Consider the following 15,830-nt stretch of genomic DNA (forward strand, 5'->3'; position numbering starts at 1 on the left):
AATGGCGATACCGGGGCGGCGCTGGTCGCGGCCAAGGTGGACAAGATCGCCTTTACCGGTTCAACCGAGGTGGGGCGGCTGATCCGGCGCGCGACTGCGGGAACGGGCAAGAAACTGACCTTGGAGCTGGGCGGCAAATCACCGTTCATCGTGTTCGCTGACGCTGATCTGGATGCGGCGGTCGAGGGTGTGGTGGATGCGATCTGGTTCAATCAGGGCGAGGTTTGCTGCGCGGGCAGCCGGATTCTGGTTGCCGAAGCGATTGCCGACTCTTTTACCGCCCGGCTGACTGCGCGACTGGCCAAGCTGCGGCTGGGCGATCCGCTGGACAAGTCAACTGACATCGGGGCGATCGTGCATCCGGTGCAACTGGCGCGCATCCATGATCTGGTGGCACAGGGGCAGGCGGCCGGCGCGACACTGGTGCAGGCCAAATGTCAGTTGCCCGCAGCGGGCTGTTTCTATGCGCCCGGATTTCTGACCGGGGTGGCCCCCGCGAACCCTGTGGCGATGGAAGAGATCTTTGGCCCGGTGGCTACGCTGACCACGTTCCGCACCCCCGCCGAGGCGGTGGAACTGGCCAACAACACCCGCTACGGCCTTGCCGCCTCGGTCTGGAGCGAGAATGTCACGCTGGCTTTGGACATCTGCTCAAAGGTCAAAGCGGGGGTGGTCTGGCTCAATTCGACAAACCTGTTCGATGCCGGGGCCGCCTTCGGCGGAATGCGCGAAAGCGGCTTTGGCCGTGAAGGGGCGCGCGAAGGTCTGGCCGAGTATCTGACCCTGCCGCCCGTGCCCGCAACGCCCGAGACCGCGACCGCGCCGCTAGATGCCGCGCCGGGGGCGGGTTTGGTGCCCGCGCCCATTGATCGCACCGCCAAGATGTATATCGGCGGCGCGCAAAAACGCCCCGACGGGGGATATTCCTATGCGGTGGTGGCCAATGGCAAGCCGCTGGGGCTGGCCCCTTTGGGCAACCGCAAGGATATCCGCAACGCGGTTGAGGCCGCGCACAAGGCCAGCGGCTGGGGCAGGGCTACGGGCCATAACCGTGCGCAGGTGCTTTACTACATCGCTGAAAACCTTTCGGCGCGGGCGGCGGAATTCACGGTGCGGCTGGAAAGCGCGGGTGGAACCGGGGCCGAGGTTGAGGCGACGATAAGGCGGGCGTTTTACTATGCCGCGCAGGCTGACAAATATGACGGTGCGGTGCATGCCACCAAATCAGCGCATGTGACGCTGGCGATGCCAGAGCCCTTTGGCGTGATGGGTATTGCCTGCCCGAATGTTGCGCCACTATTGGGTTTTGCCAGCCTTGTGCTGCCCGCGATTGCGATGGGAAACCGGGTGGTGGCAATTCCGGCGGAAGGGATGCCGCTGGCGGTAACCGACCTTTATCAGGTGTTCGACACGTCCGATCTGCCGGGGGGCGTGGTCAACATCGTCACCGGCCCGCGCGACGATCTGGCGCGCACATTGGCAGAGCATGACGATGTGGCGGCAATGTGGTATTGCGGCACCCCGGAGGGCGGTGCCATGGTCGAGGCCGCAAGCGCGGGCAACATGAAGGCGACCTGGGTGTTGGAAAATCGCAACTGGCAGGGCCGGCGCGCGCAGGGCCGCGAATTTCTGTCCCATGCAACACAGTGGAAGACGATCTGGGTGCCTTACGGCGAATGAAAAACGCCCCGCATTGGCGGGGCGTTTCAACGAACGCAAAGCGGTTCAGGCGTTTGCGCTGCGGATTTTTTCGGCGGCTTCCTTGTCGTAGGCTATGCCTTTCGCCTCAAACAAGGTGTCCAGCTCGCCCGAAAGGGTCATTTCGGTGATGATATCACAGCCGCCAACGAATTCGCCCTTGACGTAAAGCTGCGGAATGGTGGGCCAGTCAGAAAAATCCTTGACCCCCTGGCGGACCTCTTCATCGGCCAGCACGTTCACGTCTGCGAAATTTACCCCCATGAAGTTCAGCACCCCGGCTACGCGGCTGGAGAACCCGCATTGCGGCATATCCTTTGTGCCCTTCATGTACAGCACGACATCGTTTTTGTTGATTGTCTCACGAATTTTGTCAGCGGCAGTCATGGTCGTTTGTCCTTTTGTTTGCCAACACACCTTGTGCGAATGGCGTCAGTTTTCAAGCCTGGATTTCAATGATTGATCGCGCATAGGACGTGCCTGTCGGTCGCTCTGTCATTCCGGGGCTTTAGTAGTCAGTGCAAGTGCATGCAGATCGCCGCTGGGCCCATCCATGGCCCCTTTCAATGCGGCATAGACGGCCCGCTGTTGCTGGACGCGGTTCATCCCCCTGAAGCTTTCGTCGACGACCTCGGCGGCCCAATGATTCCCGTCGCCTGCAAGATCGGTAATGGTGATCTGGGCATCCGGAAAGCGGACCCTGATAAGATGTTCTATGTCCTGTGCTTCCATTGCCATGGACGGACTCCTTTTCAACGTTGCATCAGATCTAAGCCGCAAGCGCCCGCGCTGCAAGACCCGGCCATAGGGCTGCATCATATTGCGGGGCTTGGCCAGAGAAATCGGGGTGGCTTTCTTTCTGGCCGAATATGCCCACGGGATGGCTTAGGTGACGGCGGCGGCAAAGGCACTGCGGTATAGCGCCGACAGATCGGCAAGCGGGGCCGACGCAGCACCAAAGCGGACGGTATCGCCGCCAAAGTTGCCAACGCGTTGCACCGGCACGCCGGCTGTTTGTGCTGCGGCCTCAAGCGCGGTGGCTCCTTCGGCGGTAACGGCCAGAAGGTAGCGGGCCTGATCCTCACCAAAGAGGGTGGCGATATCGCCCGCCTGCAAGGTCACACCAAGGTCGGCCCCCTCGGCCAGTTCAAACGCAGCCAGCGCAAGGCCGCCGTCAGAAAGATCGGTCGCGGCTTTCACATGCTGGCGGTGGGCGCGCAGAAATTCACCGTGTTTGCGCTCGGCGGCAAGGTCAACACGCGGGGCATCGCCGGCCTCGATCCCGAAGGCTTCGGCCAACAGGGCCGATTGCCCAAGGTGGCCCAAGGTTTCCCCGATGATCAGGGCGATGTCACCCTCGGCGGGTTGACCCGCGATCAGATCGTCAAGCGAGGTCAGCAGCCCAACCGCGCCGATGGTCGGGGTCGGCAGAATGCCGGTGCCGTCGGTTTCATTGTAAAGCGAGACGTTGCCCGACACGATCGGAAAGTCGAGCGCGCGACACGCCTCACCGATGCCTTTGATGGCAAAGACCAACTGGCCCATGATTTCGGGTTTTTCGGGGTTGCCGAAGTTCAGGTTGTCAGTGGTGGCCAGCGGCAGCGCACCCACGGCGGACAGGTTGCGGTAGGCTTCTGCTACCGCCTGCTTGCCGCCCTCAAAGGGGTTCGCCTTGACATAGCGCGGTGTCACGTCTGACGTGAAGGCCAGCGCCTTTTGGGTGCCATGCACGCGCACCACGCCCGCGCCTTGACCGGGGCGACGCACGGTGTCGCCGCCAACCTGCGTGTCATACTGTTCCCAAACCCACGCCTTATGCGCATAGTTCGGGCTGCCGATCAGCGCCCGAAGCCCCTCAATCGCGCCGATCTGCGGCACCTCGCCCAAGGGGGCGGCGGGCGGCGTTTCGACCCAGGGGCGGTCATATTCCGGGGCGGTGCCCGACAGCGCCTTCAGCGGCAGGTCGGCCTTCACCTCATTGCCGTGGAGAATCAGGAACCTGTCTTCAGCGATGGTTTCCCCGACGATGGCAAAATCCAGATCCCATTTTTCAAAGATCGCCCGGGCCACGGCTTCGCGTTCCGGTTTCAGAACCATCAGCATCCGTTCCTGCGATTCCGACAGCATCATCTCATATGCCGTCATCGCATTTTCGCGGGTCGGCACACGGTCCAGATCCAGCCGGATGCCCAGATTGCCCTTGTCGCCCATTTCAACCGCTGAACAGGTCAGGCCGGCCGCCCCCATATCCTGAATCGAAATCACGGAATCCGATGCCATCAGCTCAAGACAGGCTTCCAGCAGGCATTTTTCGGTGAACGGATCGCCAACCTGCACGGTGGGGCGTTTTTCCTCGATCGTGTCGTCAAATTCAGCTGAGGCCATGGTCGCGCCGCCGACACCGTCGCGCCCGGTCTTGGCCCCCAGATAGACGACCGGCATGCCGACGCCCGACGCGGCGGAATAGAATATCTTGTCCGTGTCGGCCAGACCGGCGGCAAATGCGTTCACAAGGCAATTGCCGTTATAGGCGCGGTGAAAGCGCACCTCGCCGCCCAGGTTGGGTACGCCGAAGGCATTGCCGTAGCTGCCCACGCCTTCGACAACACCCTTTACCAGATGCGCGGTTTTCGGATGCGAAGGCACACCGAACGACAGCGAATCCATCGCCGCAATGGGCCGCGCGCCCATGGTGAACACGTCGCGCAAAATGCCGCCAACGCCGGTGGCCGCGCCCTGATGCGGTTCGATGTAGGATGGGTGGTTATGGCTTTCCATCTTGAAGATGACCGCCTGCCCATCGCCAATATCGACAACGCCCGCGTTTTCACCCGGCCCGCAGATCACCTGCGGCCCGGTGGTAGGCAGGGTGCGCAGCCATTTCTTTGATGATTTGTAGGAACAGTGTTCGTTCCACATAGCCGAAAAGATACCCAGTTCGGTAAAGGTGGGGTCGCGCCCGATGATTTCGATGATGCGCTGATATTCATCGGGCTTCAGCCCATGGGCGGCAATCAGCGCGGGGGTAATCATGGGCTCGGTCATCGGGGCCTCCTGTGCAGCTTCTGCGCGTCTTAGATCAGGGGGGCATTTGGGGAAAGGGTCATTTACCGCGAAACAGGGCAAATCTGGGTCCGAGGCAAAAAAAGACCGGGCAAAGCCCGGCCTAAGTCCAACAGGGAGGTAGAAGGTGATGCGAGTAGACTCAACCATCGCCTTCACTGACCGATCTAGGGCTAGTTTGAGAGCCATTCAAGAAAAATCATGCTGCACATGCATCATATCTGGCATGCGTTGCGCGTATGCCTCACCTCAATCTGGGGTTGCGTCAATTATCTGCCGGCGACGGTAGGTCATGATTTCTTCCTGAACGAAGTCGCGGAACGCGGTGATGCGGCGCGACTGGCGCAGTTCTTCGGGGTAGGCAAGGAATACCGGCACCTCGATCGATTCCACTTCCGGCAGGACCCGCACAAGGTTGGGGAAGTCCGTGGTAAGGTAATCGGGCAGAACGCCGATGCCGATATGGTTCAGCACACCTTGCAAAACACCGAAATAGTTATTGACGGTTAGCGTTGAGGGAATGTCATGTGCCAACAGGCGATTGACCAGCTCTGCACCGGCGTAAACCTGCGGTGTGTTCGGGTTTTGACAGATCAGGCGATGCCGGCGCAGATCATTCATGCTGGCCGGGGTGCCACGCTGGGCAAGGTAGTCCTGTGACGCGTAAAGCCGCATTTGGATGTTCAGCAGACGTTTGCGGATCAGATCAGCCTGCGACGGCTCTTTCATGCGGATTGCTACGTCGGCCTCGCGCATCGGCAGATCAAGCACGCGTTCTTCCAACATCAGGTCGATCTTCAGATCGGGATATCTTTCGTAAAGTTTGATCAGCCGGGGCGCCAGCCAGAGCGTGCCAAAACCGGTGGTGGTGGTCACCTTCAGTTCGCCAAACACCTCTTCTTCGCTATCGCGGATGCGTGCGGCAGCGGTATCCAGTTTCTTGGCCATGGTCGAGGTGGCGTCAAACAGCAGCTCGCCCTGTTCCGTAAGAATCAGCCCCCGTGCGTGGCGGTGAAACAGGGTGGTGCCCAGCATCTCTTCCAACGCGCGAATCTGGCGGCTGACGGCGGATTGCGACAGGTGCAGCCCGTCACCGGCATGAGTCAGCGACCCCGCGTCGGCAACGGCATGAAATATTCTGAGTTTGTCCCAATCCATCCCGATCACTTTCTACGAAACCCGCGGCACTATAGCGGAAGCTGTCTTACATATCTTTGATAAACTTCATAGTCAGGTTTCACGGATATCTGGCGTTTGCCGGTCAGTTCTTGTGACCCATCATCTGGTTGCGATCATTCCCTGCAAAAAGGCACCCGATGGGTAGGCACGACATCTCCCTGAACGATTAGGGAAGTCTGACCAAGAGCTTTGGCACACGCAAAGGGCCCGCTGGCGCTGGCGCTCATGGTCGGGTTGGCGGGATGACAAATCGACCAGACAGCCCAAGGCACACGCCTATGCCGGAAACCGGCTGCAACCGAACGGTGCAGCGAAGGGGTCGCAATTCCTGCAGCTTTACCCATGGGGGTGGTGAAGGACGAACCGGGACGATGCGGCGCCATTCGCGCCTCGCTGTCGCTGGCGATTCGCGGCTTTGGGCGGTCAGGCGGGTGACAATGGGTGCCGGCGGCCAAACGCTGCGGCGATCTGTTGGTCGTGTTCCGTGCGGGGGGTGGGGTGCGCCGCAAGACGTGGCAGCCGCGTGATAATCGCCCGTTTATTTCCCGCGCCAAACGGCATATGAACCGCCAACGCCCTGCATCAATGCGGGGCCCCTCACGGGTAGGAGGCAGGCATGGCGGTTGGTGTTTTTGATAGCGGTCTGGGCGGCTTGACGGTTTATGAGGCCTTGGCCAGGCGCCTCTCGGATACCGCCTTTGTCTATTACGGTGATAACGCCAATGCACCCTACGGTGTGCGCGACAGCGATGATATTTTCAACCTGACATGTCGCGGTGTCGAACGGCTGTGGGACGAGGGCTGCGATCTGGTGATCCTTGCTTGCAATACCGCCTCTGCGGCGGCGTTGAAACGGATGCAGGAAACCTGGGTTCCCGCCGATAAGCGGGTTTTGGGCGTCTTTGTGCCGCTGATCGAGGCGCTGACCGAAAGGCAATGGGGTGACAATTCCCCGCCTCGCGAAGTGGCGGTCAAGCATGTGGCGCTGTTTGCCACCCCTGCTACCGTATCCAGCCGGGCATTTCAGCGCGAACTGGCGTTCCGCGCCATTGGCGTCGATGTCGAGGCACAACCTTGCGGCGGTGTCGTGGATGCGATCGAGCAGGGTGATGAGATCCTGGCCGAGGCGCTGGTGCGCAGCCATGTCGAGGCATTGAAGCGCCGGATGCCGCATCCACAGGCGGCAATCTTGGGCTGCACGCATTACCCCCTGATGCAAAAGGTGTTTCAGGCGGCTTTGGGGGATGATGTGACGGTCTATAGCCAAGCAGACCTCGTGGCCGAAAGCCTGGTGGATTACCTGATCCGCCGCCCTGATTTCCGGGGGTCGGGCACGGTTTCACGGTATCTGACGACGGGGGATCCGGTGTCGGTGTCCAGTCACGCAACCCAATTCCTGCGCCGTGGCATTCGTTTTGAGGCGGCCTGACGCAACAGCCCCAGCGCATGACCCCGTGCTACAAACTTCTTGCATGGTGGGGCGCGCTCGGGCATCTGAAACGCGACTTTGACGGAGCAGATCATGACCCAGAACATCGCCATACTTGGGGCCTCGGGCTATACCGGGGCTGAACTTGTCCGCCTGATTGCCACCCATCCGACCATGCGTATCACCGCGCTGTCAGGCGACCGCAAGGCGGGCATGGCAATGGGCGATGTTTTTCCGCATCTGCGCCACCTGCCGCTGCCCGCGCTCCAAAAGATCGAAGTGATTGATTTTTCTGCCGTCGATCTGGCGTTTTGCGCGCTACCGCATGCAACCAGTCAGGCGGTGATTGCGGCTTTGCCACGAAACCTGAAGGTGGTGGACCTGTCGGCAGACTTTCGGCTGCGTGATCCGGCGGAATATGAAAAATGGTATGGCAAACCGCACTCGGCCCCGGATTTGCAGGCCGAGGCGGTTTATGGCCTGACCGAGTTTTACCGTGACCAGATTCGCAACGCCCGGCTGGTGGCGGGCACCGGCTGTAACGCGGCGGCGGGGCAATACGCGATCCGGCCGTTGATTTCGGCCGGGGTGATTGATCTTGACGAGATTGTGATCGACCTGAAGGCAGGGGTATCAGGGGCGGGGCGCAGCCTGAAGGAAAACCTGCTTCATGCCGAATTGTCGGGTGGCACACATCCCTATTCAGCCGGCGGCACGCACCGCCATCTTGGGGAATTTGATCAGGAATTCAGCCTCTTGGCGGGGCGTCAGGTCAAGGTGCAGTTCACCCCGCATCTGATGCCCTTCAACCGTGGAATTCTGGCGACGGTCTATGTGCGGGGCGAGGCGGCCGAAATTCATGCCGCGCTTGGGGCGGCCTATGCTGATGAGCCGTTTTTGCAGGTGCTACCCATTGGCGCACTCCCCTCGACACGGTCGGTTGGGGGGTCCAATTTCGTGCATGTTGGTGTGGTCGCGGACCGGATCGCGGGGCGCGCGTTGGTAATTGTGGCGCTGGACAACCTGGCCAAGGGCTCCAGCGGGCAGGCGTTGCAAAACGCCAACCTGATGTTGGGGAACGACGAAACTGCGGGGCTGATGCTGGCGCCAGTGTTCCCGTAAGGAGTGACGATGAGAAGTCTCAAGAAGAAACGCCGGATCCAGATTTTGCTGGTGACAGCGCTGGCGTTGGTGGTTTCAACAGCGCTGATCGGTTACGCGCTGCGTGATGGGATCAACTTTTTCCGCTCGCCCACGCAGGTCGTGCAGGACCCGCCGAAGGCTGACGAGACGTTCCGCATCGGCGGCCTGGTAGAGATCGGCACGCTTAAACGCGGCGAAAGCGAGGTGATCACCTTTAATGTCACCGATGGCGGGGCGACGATCCCGGTGCGCTTTGCAGGCGTGCTGCCTGATCTTTTTGCCGAGAATCAGGGCATGATCGGCACTGGCAAGATGGAGGGCGACGTGTTCGTGGCCCAAGAGATTCTGGCCAAGCACGATGAAAGCTATATGCCCGCCGAAGTGATTGACGCGCTGAAAGAACAGGGCGTCTACCAAGACCCTAACAGCTAAGCGTACGCCCCTTTGGTGGGGCGTTAACGGAAAGTGGCGGATTTTACCCCGGAAAGCCAAGGGGAAACCGCCATGAAATCCGTTCAGGAAATTGCCAAGGAAATAGTCGCCCGCGAAGGGGGCTTTGTGAATGATCCCGCCGATCCGGGCGGGGCTACGAAATACGGCGTGACGCTGGGCACGCTAAAGCGGCTGGGGCTGGACCTGACCCATGATGGCCGCGTGACCGAGGCCGATGTGCGCGCGCTAACCCGCGCCAAAGCGCAAGAAATCTTTGTTCGTCATTACTTTGAGGCGCCGGGGCTGGGCGGGCTACCGGCCCCGCTGCAGGCATCTGTTTTTGATATGTATGTCAATTCCGGCGCGAATGCGGTGCGGGTGTTGCAGGTATTGCTGGGTGAAATGGGGCATGATCTGCAAGCCGATGGTGTGCTGGGCCCATTGACATATCGTGCGGCCCACGCCGCGATGGCGGCGGCCCCTGATCATCTGGTCGATGCCTACGGCATTGCGCGGCGCAACTATTACTACTCGCTTGCCGACGCCCGCCCCGCCAGCCGCAAATACGCCCGCAGACAGGGTGGTGGAAAGGGGGGGTGGATTTTACGGGCAGAAGAATTCATCTCGGCCAGGTTCCATCTGACTGCGGCGGAACACAACGCGCGGGTGGCAGCATGGGGCTAATTGACAAGATAATCGGGGGGTCGGCGGCCACCACGGCGCTTGGAAATGCCGCTGTTGGTCTGGCCGAGGTATTGACCCCGAACGCAACCAAAAAAATGGAAGCCTCACAAGCCGCCTATATCGCCGCGCTTGATGAGCATGGGGCAGAGTTTCAATATGTCCGGCCCGGCTGGTTCGACCGCTTTGTGAACGGTCTGAACCGGATGCCCCGCCCGATGCTGGCCTTGGGCACGCTGGCGCTGTTCATTTCGGCCATGGTTGACCCGGTTACCTTTGCGCAGCGGATGGTGGGGCTTGGCTATGTGCCCGAACCGCTCTGGTGGCTGTTGGGGGCAGTGGTCAGCTTTTATTTCGGGGCCCGGGAGGCACATTATTTCCGCGTCCGCCCGGCCGCGCCACCCGGGGGTCAGGGCGCCCCACCCGCCACCCTGCCGATCGAGGCTGAGAACCCGGCCCTGACCGAGTGGCGCCAAAACAAGGCGGGGTGAGGAAGGGGCAATCTGGCCGATTTGTCTGATTGGGGGCCGCGTGGCCCCCATTTTCGATCACCTCCGCGACAACAACGCGCATCCCCATTGGCCCCGGCCCCGCATCGCACTATGATCACCGGCGCGAACAGGAGGATATGAGATGATTGCTGAACTTGGCCATTTTGCCCTGATTCTGGCCTTTGGCGTGGCGATCATTCAGGCTGTTGTGCCAATGATTGGCGCGTGGCAGGGATGGCGCGGCTGGATGGCGGTAGCCGACCCGGCGGCCTCGGCGCAATTCCTGCTGATCGCGGCGTCTTTTGCGGCACTGACCTATTCCTTCGTCACGTCGGATTTTTCCGTGCAATTGGTTTTTGCCAATTCGCACACAGACAAGCCGATGCTTTACAAAATCTCGGGCGTTTGGGGTAACCACGAAGGCTCCATGCTGCTGTGGGTACTGATTCTGTCCGGCTTTGGGGCAGCGGCGGCGTGGTTTGGCGGGGCTTTGCCGCCCCGGCTGCGGGCGCGGGTGCTGGCGGTTCAATCAGCGATCGGGGCTGCATTTTTGGGGTTTATCCTGTTCACCTCGAACCCGTTTATCCGCTTGGCACAGCCCCCGTTCAACGGCCAAGACCTGAACCCGCTGTTGCAAGACCCCGGTTTGGCCTTTCATCCACCGTTTCTTTACCTTGGCTATGTCGGGCTTTCGATGGCGTTTTCATTCGCCGTGGCCGCGCTGATCGAAGGGCGCGTTGATGCTGCCTGGGCACGTTGGGTGCGCCCCTGGACGCTGGCCGCATGGATTTTTCTGACCATCGGTATCGGACTGGGCAGCTGGTGGGCGTATTATGAACTGGGCTGGGGCGGGTTCTGGTTTTGGGACCCGGTCGAGAACGCATCATTCATGCCGTGGCTTTTGGCTGCTGCGCTGCTGCATTCGGCCATTGTGGTTGAAAAGCGCGAGGCGCTGAAAAGCTGGACCATTCTTTTGGCGATATTGGCCTTTGGCTTTTCCCTGATCGGCACGTTTATCGTGCGTTCCGGGGTGATTACATCGGTCCACAGCTTTGCTTCTGACCCAGAACGCGGGGTCTATATTCTGGTGCTGCTGGCGGTTTTCGTGGGCGGTGCGCTGACATTGTTTGCGGCGCGTGCGGGCACGATGCAGGCCAAGGGCGTCTTTGGCATGGTCAGCCGTGAGACTGCACTGGTGGTGAACAACATCCTGTTGGCGGTGGCGGCGCTGGTGGTTTTCGTGGGGACGGTCTGGCCTTTGGTTGCGGAAATGGCCTGGGGGCGCAAACTGTCGGTTGGCGCGCCGTTCTTTGAAAAGGCGTTCACGCCGTTCATGCTGATCTTGGCGATTGTACTGCCGATTGGCGCGCTGATGCCGTGGAAACGTGCCCGACTTGCGCGGGCGATAAAGCCCTTGGTGCCAGCGATGATACTGGCGCTGGCGGTGGTTGCGCTGGTGTGGGCGATCGGCACCAACCGGTCGACAATTGGTCTGGTCGGGGCCGGCCTGGGCAGTTGGCTGGTGTTTGGTGCGCTGACAGAGCTGTGGGTGCGTGCGGGACGCAAGGCGGCGCGGCTTTCACGGTTGCCGCGCGCTGACTGGGGCAAGGCGCTGGCGCATGGCGGGCTGGGTGTCACGTTCATCGGTATTGCGCTGCTGACCGCTTGGGACTCTGAAGATATTCGCGTGGCCCAAATAGGTGTGCCGTTTACTGTTAGCGGGTATGAGATTACGCTGGATGCCGTGAATGAGGTGCAGGGGCCAAACTATACCTCAACGGTTGGCACCATGGTGGTGCGTGAGGGCGGCAAGGTCACCGCCGTAATGCACCCCGAAAAACGGATCTACCCGGTGCAGGCGATGCCCACCACCGAAGCCGCGATTGATCAGCGTTTTACCGGCGACGTTTATCTGGTGATCGGTGATGCGCAGCAGGGCGGCGGCTATGCGGTGCGCACCTATATCAAGCCCTTCGCCAACTGGATCTGGGCGGGCCTTGGGCTGATGGCCCTGGGCGGTGCGTTTAGCCTTTCAGACCGGCGTTACCGCGTGGCGGCAGGGGCGCGCAAACAGGCCACCCTGGCCGCAACCCCGGCGGAGTAGCCCATGCTTAGACGTATCGCCCTGCTGATGGCGCTGGCGCTGACGCCTCTTCTCAGCGCGAGCCCCACGTTGGCCGTGCAACCCGATGAAGTGCTGTCCGATCCGGTCCTGGAGGCGCGCGCCCGCGAAATTGCAAAGGTGCTGCGTTGCCCCGTTTGCCAGGGCGAAAATATTGACGAATCCAACGCCGACATCTCACGCGATCTGCGGCTTTTGGTGCGTGAACGGTTGGTCGCAGGGGATAGCGACGATGCGGTGTTGGACTTTGTGACGGACCGCTACGGCGAATATGTATTGTTTGAACCCGAGGCGACGGGCTCTAACCTGATCCTGTGGTACACGGGCCCGGTGGCATTGCTGCTGGCGCTGGGTGGGGCGTTCGTCTTTGTCCGGTCGCGCCGCAAGGTTGAAACCGCCGCAGCGCCTCCGTTGTCGCGCGAAGAAAGCGCCCGTCTGGCTGAACTTCTGGAGGAGTGACGCGCCGTTCCGCTTTGCCTGTAACGGGCCATCACGCTAGGGTGTCGGAAAATCAGCCGAGGAACGCCTGCGATGCCCTATCAGGAAATCCGCTATGAACTGGCTAACGACATTGCAGTCGTCACGCTGAACCGCCCCGACGTGATGAATGCGCTCGGCACGCGAATGCGCGCTGAACTGACCGAGGCGCTGCACCGTGGCGGCGCCGAGGCGCGGGCGGTCGTGCTGACGGGGGCGGGGCGGGCGTTTTGTGCCGGGCAGGATCTGGGCGACAGTAAGGGTAGCGCAGGGCTGGATCTGGAACGCTTGTTGCGGGATGAATACGAACCCCTGTTAAGCGCGCTTTATGACTGCCCCGTGCCGACCATCACCGCTGTGAACGGTGTTGCGGCGGGGGCGGGCGCAAACATTGCTTTGGCCGCCGATGTGGTCATCGCATCAGAGAATGCCACCTTCATTCAGGCGTTTACCCGGATTGGGCTGATGCCAGATGCGGGGGGAACCTGGTGGCTGCCGCGACAGATCGGATTTGCGCGGGCAATGGGTGCGATGCTTTTTGGCGACAAGATCCCCGCAAAACAGGCTGCCGACTGGGGAATGATCTGGGAAGCGGTCCCCGAGGCCGATTTCATCCGCCACTGGCGTGCCCGTGCCGCGCATCTGGCGCAGGGGCCAACCGTCGCCTACCGCGCGATAAAGCAGGCCCTGCGCGGGGGATATGGTAACGATCTTAGGGTGCAGCTGGCACTTGAAGCGCAATCCCAAGGGCAATGTGGCGCGACGCGCGATTTCAATGAGGGCCTGATGGCGTTTCTTGAAAAACGGCCAGCAATATTTGAGGGGCGCTAATCGGGCACAAATCCTTTTCTCCGTGCCGCGTGCCCGGATGAATAATGCAGAGCAGCAGACCGATGCCGCGCGAAGGCGAACAGCACTAATCAGTCGCCCGCTAGGCGCATCGGTGGAAATACCAATTCAATCGAGAAATTTGGTGGAGCCAGGCGGGATCGAACCGCCGACCTCTTGAATGCCATTCAAGCGCTCTCCCAACTGAGCTATGACCCCACGACACGCGGATTTGGGACAACCGCGTGGGGCGTCGTATAGGCAGTTGCCGGGTGGGGCGCAAGAGGAATTTTGTCTCTGTCATCAGGTTTTCAAAGGGAAAACCAGCGGCCGCCAAGTCTGCCATCAAAACGCAAACAGGCGCGGGGAAACGCCCCACGCCTGTTTGTTTTTGCAGCCGTTGATGGTCAGCTATCGTCGTCGCCAGAGCTGACATCAGCGATATCGTCAAGCGAGACAGTATCATCGTCGTCATCGTCTTCTAGCAGATCGTCATCAAGATCGACCTCGCCGCCATCTTCGTCGAGATCATCGTCATCCGTTGTGTCTTGGCTGGGCGCCGCAGTTGTGCTGGTACTGGCCTTGTCTGCCGCAATTACCCGGCCACGACCGATTTGCAGGCTTTCAGCGGAAAAGCTGGCACCGCAGACCGGGCAGGTCATCGGGTCGTTGGTCAGATCATAGAACCGGCTCGCGCAATGCGGGCAGAGGCGTTTTATGCCCCATTCCTCTTTCGGCATGGAAATCTCCTAGCATCGCTCTTATTCAGAGAGTCGACGCCAACTGCCACAATGAATGCGGGGTGTCAAAGGCTTTTGCGCCATAAATCCCTCATCCGGCCCAAGGAGAGCGTTTGACCCAGTTTGTGATACCCGGCACCCCCGAAGTCGAAGTGGTACTGCGTCGCTCTGCCGGCGCCCGCCGGTTCAGCCTGCGGGTTTCGCGCATTGACGGCCGCGTTACCCTAACGTTACCCCGTTTTGCACGAGAGGCCGAGGCGCGTGCCTTTGCGCACGACAAGGCCGATTGGCTGCGTGAAGTGCTGGCGACGATGACCTCAGTGCGCAGGGTGAGGCTGGGGATGACGCTTCCCTTTCAGGGACAGGATCTTTTGATTGAGGCCGGTGCGGTGCGGGCACCCAGAATTGAGGGTGCCAGCCTGATCGTGCCGCCTGACGCAGAACGTGTGGGGGCCCGCGTCGAGGCCTTTGTCAAGCTGGCCGCGCGCCAGCAGCTGCAAGGCGCGACAGACCGCTATGCGGCGACGCTGCGGCGCTCTTACAGACGTTTGACATTGCGTGACACACGTTCGCGCTGGGGATCATGTACCTCTGACGGTAGCCTGATGTATAACTGGCGGTTGATCTTGGCGCCTCGGGGGGTGTTGGAATATGTTGCGGCACACGAAGTGGCGCATCTGGTTGAGATGAACCACTCTGCGGCCTTCTGGGCCGTGGTCGAGCGGCTGCGCCCCGGTCATGCGCCGGAACGGGCCTGGCTGAAACGCCATGGCAGCGCGCTCCACGCGGTCCGGTTTCGTGATTGACGCTGCTACGGGTTTGTGATCACGTTGACGCCATGCCCGTTATCGCCCGCCCGTCTGACCAGAATCTTGCCGCCCATGACCGGGTTTACAGAAGCCTGCGCCAACAGATCATGCATGGTGAACTGGCACCCGGCGAAGGCCTGACGCTACGCGGGCTGGGCAAGGCTTATGGCGTCTCGATGACCCCCGCCCGCGAAGCGCTGCGCCGACTGGTGGCGGAAGGCGCGCTGATGCTATCATCCTCGGGCAGGGTGGCAACGCCAGAACTTTCGACCGACCGGATCGAGGAACTGGCGGCGCTGCGTGCACTGATTGAGCCAGAACTGGCCAGCCGCGCCCTGCCGCGTGCACATTTGGCACTGATTGACCGCCTGGCAACGATCAACGCGGCAAATGCCGAAGCCGTGGCCAAGCAGGATGCCGTAGGCTATGTGCGTACCAATCTGGAGTTTCACCGCACACTTTACTTGCGCGCCCAAGCCCCGGCTATGCTGGCGATCATTGAGACCGTCTGGCTACAACTTGGGCCGACCATGCGCGCACTCTATGGCCGTATCCCCAGAAACGAACCGCCCCGCCATCACCGGATCATCCTTGCAGCCCTTCGTGCGGGTGATGACCCGGGTCTGCGGCTGGCGGTTCGCACCGATGTGACGCAGGGGCTGCGGCACTTGGCAGGCTAGGGGTTAAGAGCAATACTTGCCATCGAGGAAACCGGATATGGCAGCGATACCGAGCGAC

At 61.0% G+C, this 15,830-nt stretch carries 16 protein-coding genes and 1 tRNA gene; 11 read left to right on the forward strand and 6 right to left on the reverse strand.

Annotated features, from left to right (window positions below):
* On the forward strand, positions 1 to 1,680 hold a 1,680-nt coding region (locus tag ACM62R_RS13420), incomplete at its 5' end, for an aldehyde dehydrogenase family protein (RefSeq protein WP_415184551.1).
* A gap of 45 nt (positions 1,681 to 1,725) precedes the next feature.
* Here ACM62R_RS13420 and grxD read toward each other — a convergent pair.
* The 4 genes from grxD to ACM62R_RS13440 all read right to left on the reverse strand — a co-directional run bounded on the left by grxD (position 1,726) and on the right by ACM62R_RS13440 (position 5,919).
* The gene (gene grxD / locus ACM62R_RS13425) at positions 1,726 to 2,085 is read right to left on the reverse strand and encodes a Grx4 family monothiol glutaredoxin (RefSeq protein WP_415184552.1); all 360 of its coding nucleotides are present in this window, start codon (positions 2,083 to 2,085) and stop codon (positions 1,726 to 1,728) included.
* 108 nt (positions 2,086 to 2,193) lie between these two features.
* Complete coding sequence (locus ACM62R_RS13430; protein WP_415184553.1) at positions 2,194 to 2,436, reverse strand: BolA/IbaG family iron-sulfur metabolism protein; 243 nt, start codon at positions 2,434 to 2,436, stop codon at positions 2,194 to 2,196.
* A 147-nt stretch (positions 2,437 to 2,583) separates the two neighbouring features.
* A complete protein-coding gene (purL, locus tag ACM62R_RS13435) occupies positions 2,584 to 4,743 on the reverse strand; it encodes a phosphoribosylformylglycinamidine synthase subunit PurL (protein WP_415184554.1) in 2,160 nt (719 codons plus the stop codon).
* Positions 4,744 to 5,010: 267 nt separating this feature from the next.
* Positions 5,011 to 5,919 (reverse strand): LysR family transcriptional regulator, encoded by a 909-nt coding sequence (locus ACM62R_RS13440; RefSeq protein ID WP_415184555.1) that lies wholly within the window; start codon positions 5,917 to 5,919, stop codon positions 5,011 to 5,013.
* A 637-nt stretch (positions 5,920 to 6,556) separates the two neighbouring features.
* Between ACM62R_RS13440 and ACM62R_RS13445 the strand changes: the two genes are divergently transcribed.
* The 8 genes from ACM62R_RS13445 (at position 6,557) to ACM62R_RS13480 (ending at position 13,546) form a co-directional block, all read left to right on the forward strand.
* The gene (locus ACM62R_RS13445) at positions 6,557 to 7,369 is read left to right on the forward strand and encodes a glutamate racemase (RefSeq protein ID WP_415184556.1); all 813 of its coding nucleotides are present in this window, start codon (positions 6,557 to 6,559) and stop codon (positions 7,367 to 7,369) included.
* Positions 7,370 to 7,462: 93 nt separating this feature from the next.
* Positions 7,463 to 8,491, forward strand: a complete 1,029-nt coding sequence (gene argC, locus ACM62R_RS13450) for an N-acetyl-gamma-glutamyl-phosphate reductase (RefSeq protein WP_415184557.1) — start codon at positions 7,463 to 7,465, stop codon at positions 8,489 to 8,491.
* A 9-nt stretch (positions 8,492 to 8,500) separates the two neighbouring features.
* Positions 8,501 to 8,944: a cytochrome c maturation protein CcmE gene (gene ccmE, locus ACM62R_RS13455; protein WP_415184558.1), complete on the forward strand. Its 444-nt coding sequence runs from the start codon at positions 8,501 to 8,503 to the stop codon at positions 8,942 to 8,944.
* Between the two features lie 72 nt (positions 8,945 to 9,016).
* Positions 9,017 to 9,628 (forward strand): holin-associated N-acetylmuramidase, encoded by a 612-nt coding sequence (locus ACM62R_RS13460; protein ID WP_415184559.1) that lies wholly within the window; start codon positions 9,017 to 9,019, stop codon positions 9,626 to 9,628.
* Positions 9,619 to 10,116, forward strand: coding sequence for a holin family protein (locus ACM62R_RS13465; protein WP_415184560.1), 498 nt, complete (start codon positions 9,619 to 9,621; stop codon positions 10,114 to 10,116). Before ACM62R_RS13460 ends, ACM62R_RS13465 begins: the two co-directional genes overlap by 10 nt.
* Before the next feature lie 142 nt (positions 10,117 to 10,258).
* On the forward strand, positions 10,259 to 12,220 hold the full coding sequence (locus ACM62R_RS13470; RefSeq protein WP_415184561.1) for a heme lyase CcmF/NrfE family subunit: 1,962 nt from the start codon (positions 10,259 to 10,261) through the stop codon (positions 12,218 to 12,220).
* 3 nt (positions 12,221 to 12,223) lie between these two features.
* Entirely contained in the window at positions 12,224 to 12,697 is a 474-nt protein-coding gene (locus tag ACM62R_RS13475) for a cytochrome c-type biogenesis protein CcmH (protein WP_415184562.1), read from the forward strand.
* A 72-nt stretch (positions 12,698 to 12,769) separates the two neighbouring features.
* Entirely contained in the window at positions 12,770 to 13,546 is a 777-nt protein-coding gene (locus tag ACM62R_RS13480; RefSeq protein ID WP_415184563.1) for an enoyl-CoA hydratase-related protein, read from the forward strand.
* Positions 13,547 to 13,686: 140 nt separating this feature from the next.
* On the opposite strand, the gene ACM62R_RS13485 is transcribed toward ACM62R_RS13480, so the two are convergent.
* Together ACM62R_RS13485 and ACM62R_RS13490 are read right to left on the reverse strand one after the other, a co-directional pair.
* Positions 13,687 to 13,762 (reverse strand) — tRNA-Ala (locus ACM62R_RS13485).
* A 188-nt stretch (positions 13,763 to 13,950) separates the two neighbouring features.
* Complete coding sequence (locus tag ACM62R_RS13490) at positions 13,951 to 14,283, reverse strand: TIGR02300 family protein (protein WP_415184564.1); 333 nt, start codon at positions 14,281 to 14,283, stop codon at positions 13,951 to 13,953.
* A gap of 113 nt (positions 14,284 to 14,396) precedes the next feature.
* Here ACM62R_RS13490 and ACM62R_RS13495 point away from each other — a divergent pair, with 113 nt between their 5' ends.
* Positions 14,397 to 15,089, forward strand: a complete 693-nt coding sequence (locus tag ACM62R_RS13495) for a M48 family metallopeptidase (RefSeq protein WP_415184565.1) — start codon at positions 14,397 to 14,399, stop codon at positions 15,087 to 15,089.
* 32 nt (positions 15,090 to 15,121) lie between these two features.
* Positions 15,122 to 15,772: a GntR family transcriptional regulator gene (locus ACM62R_RS13500; RefSeq protein ID WP_415184566.1), complete on the forward strand. Its 651-nt coding sequence runs from the start codon at positions 15,122 to 15,124 to the stop codon at positions 15,770 to 15,772.
* Positions 15,773 to 15,830 lie beyond the last annotated feature (58 nt).

This window comes from Phaeovulum sp. (assembly GCF_047638075.1).
GTDB lineage: Bacteria > Pseudomonadota > Alphaproteobacteria > Rhodobacterales > Rhodobacteraceae > UBA6197.

Excerpts from the sequence above, each read along its gene's own strand:
- grxD (WP_415184552.1), bottom strand. The coding sequence starts at position 2,085 with ATGACTGCCGCTGACAAAATTCGTGAGACAATCAACAAAAACGATGTC.
- ACM62R_RS13430 (WP_415184553.1), bottom strand. The coding sequence starts at position 2,436 with ATGGCAATGGAAGCACAGGACATAGAACATCTTATCAGGGTCCGCTTT.
- purL (WP_415184554.1), bottom strand. The coding sequence starts at position 4,743 with ATGACCGAGCCCATGATTACCCCCGCGCTGATTGCCGCCCATGGGCTG.
- ACM62R_RS13440 (WP_415184555.1), bottom strand. The coding sequence starts at position 5,919 with ATGGATTGGGACAAACTCAGAATATTTCATGCCGTTGCCGACGCGGGG.
- ACM62R_RS13445 (WP_415184556.1), top strand. The coding sequence starts at position 6,557 with ATGGCGGTTGGTGTTTTTGATAGCGGTCTGGGCGGCTTGACGGTTTAT.
- argC (WP_415184557.1), top strand. The coding sequence starts at position 7,463 with ATGACCCAGAACATCGCCATACTTGGGGCCTCGGGCTATACCGGGGCT.
- ccmE (WP_415184558.1), top strand. The coding sequence starts at position 8,501 with ATGAGAAGTCTCAAGAAGAAACGCCGGATCCAGATTTTGCTGGTGACA.
- ACM62R_RS13460 (WP_415184559.1), top strand. The coding sequence starts at position 9,017 with ATGAAATCCGTTCAGGAAATTGCCAAGGAAATAGTCGCCCGCGAAGGG.
- ACM62R_RS13465 (WP_415184560.1), top strand. The coding sequence starts at position 9,619 with ATGGGGCTAATTGACAAGATAATCGGGGGGTCGGCGGCCACCACGGCG.
- ACM62R_RS13470 (WP_415184561.1), top strand. The coding sequence starts at position 10,259 with ATGATTGCTGAACTTGGCCATTTTGCCCTGATTCTGGCCTTTGGCGTG.
- ACM62R_RS13475 (WP_415184562.1), top strand. The coding sequence starts at position 12,224 with ATGCTTAGACGTATCGCCCTGCTGATGGCGCTGGCGCTGACGCCTCTT.
- ACM62R_RS13480 (WP_415184563.1), top strand. The coding sequence starts at position 12,770 with ATGCCCTATCAGGAAATCCGCTATGAACTGGCTAACGACATTGCAGTC.
- ACM62R_RS13490 (WP_415184564.1), bottom strand. The coding sequence starts at position 14,283 with ATGCCGAAAGAGGAATGGGGCATAAAACGCCTCTGCCCGCATTGCGCG.
- ACM62R_RS13500 (WP_415184566.1), top strand. The coding sequence starts at position 15,122 with ATGCCCGTTATCGCCCGCCCGTCTGACCAGAATCTTGCCGCCCATGAC.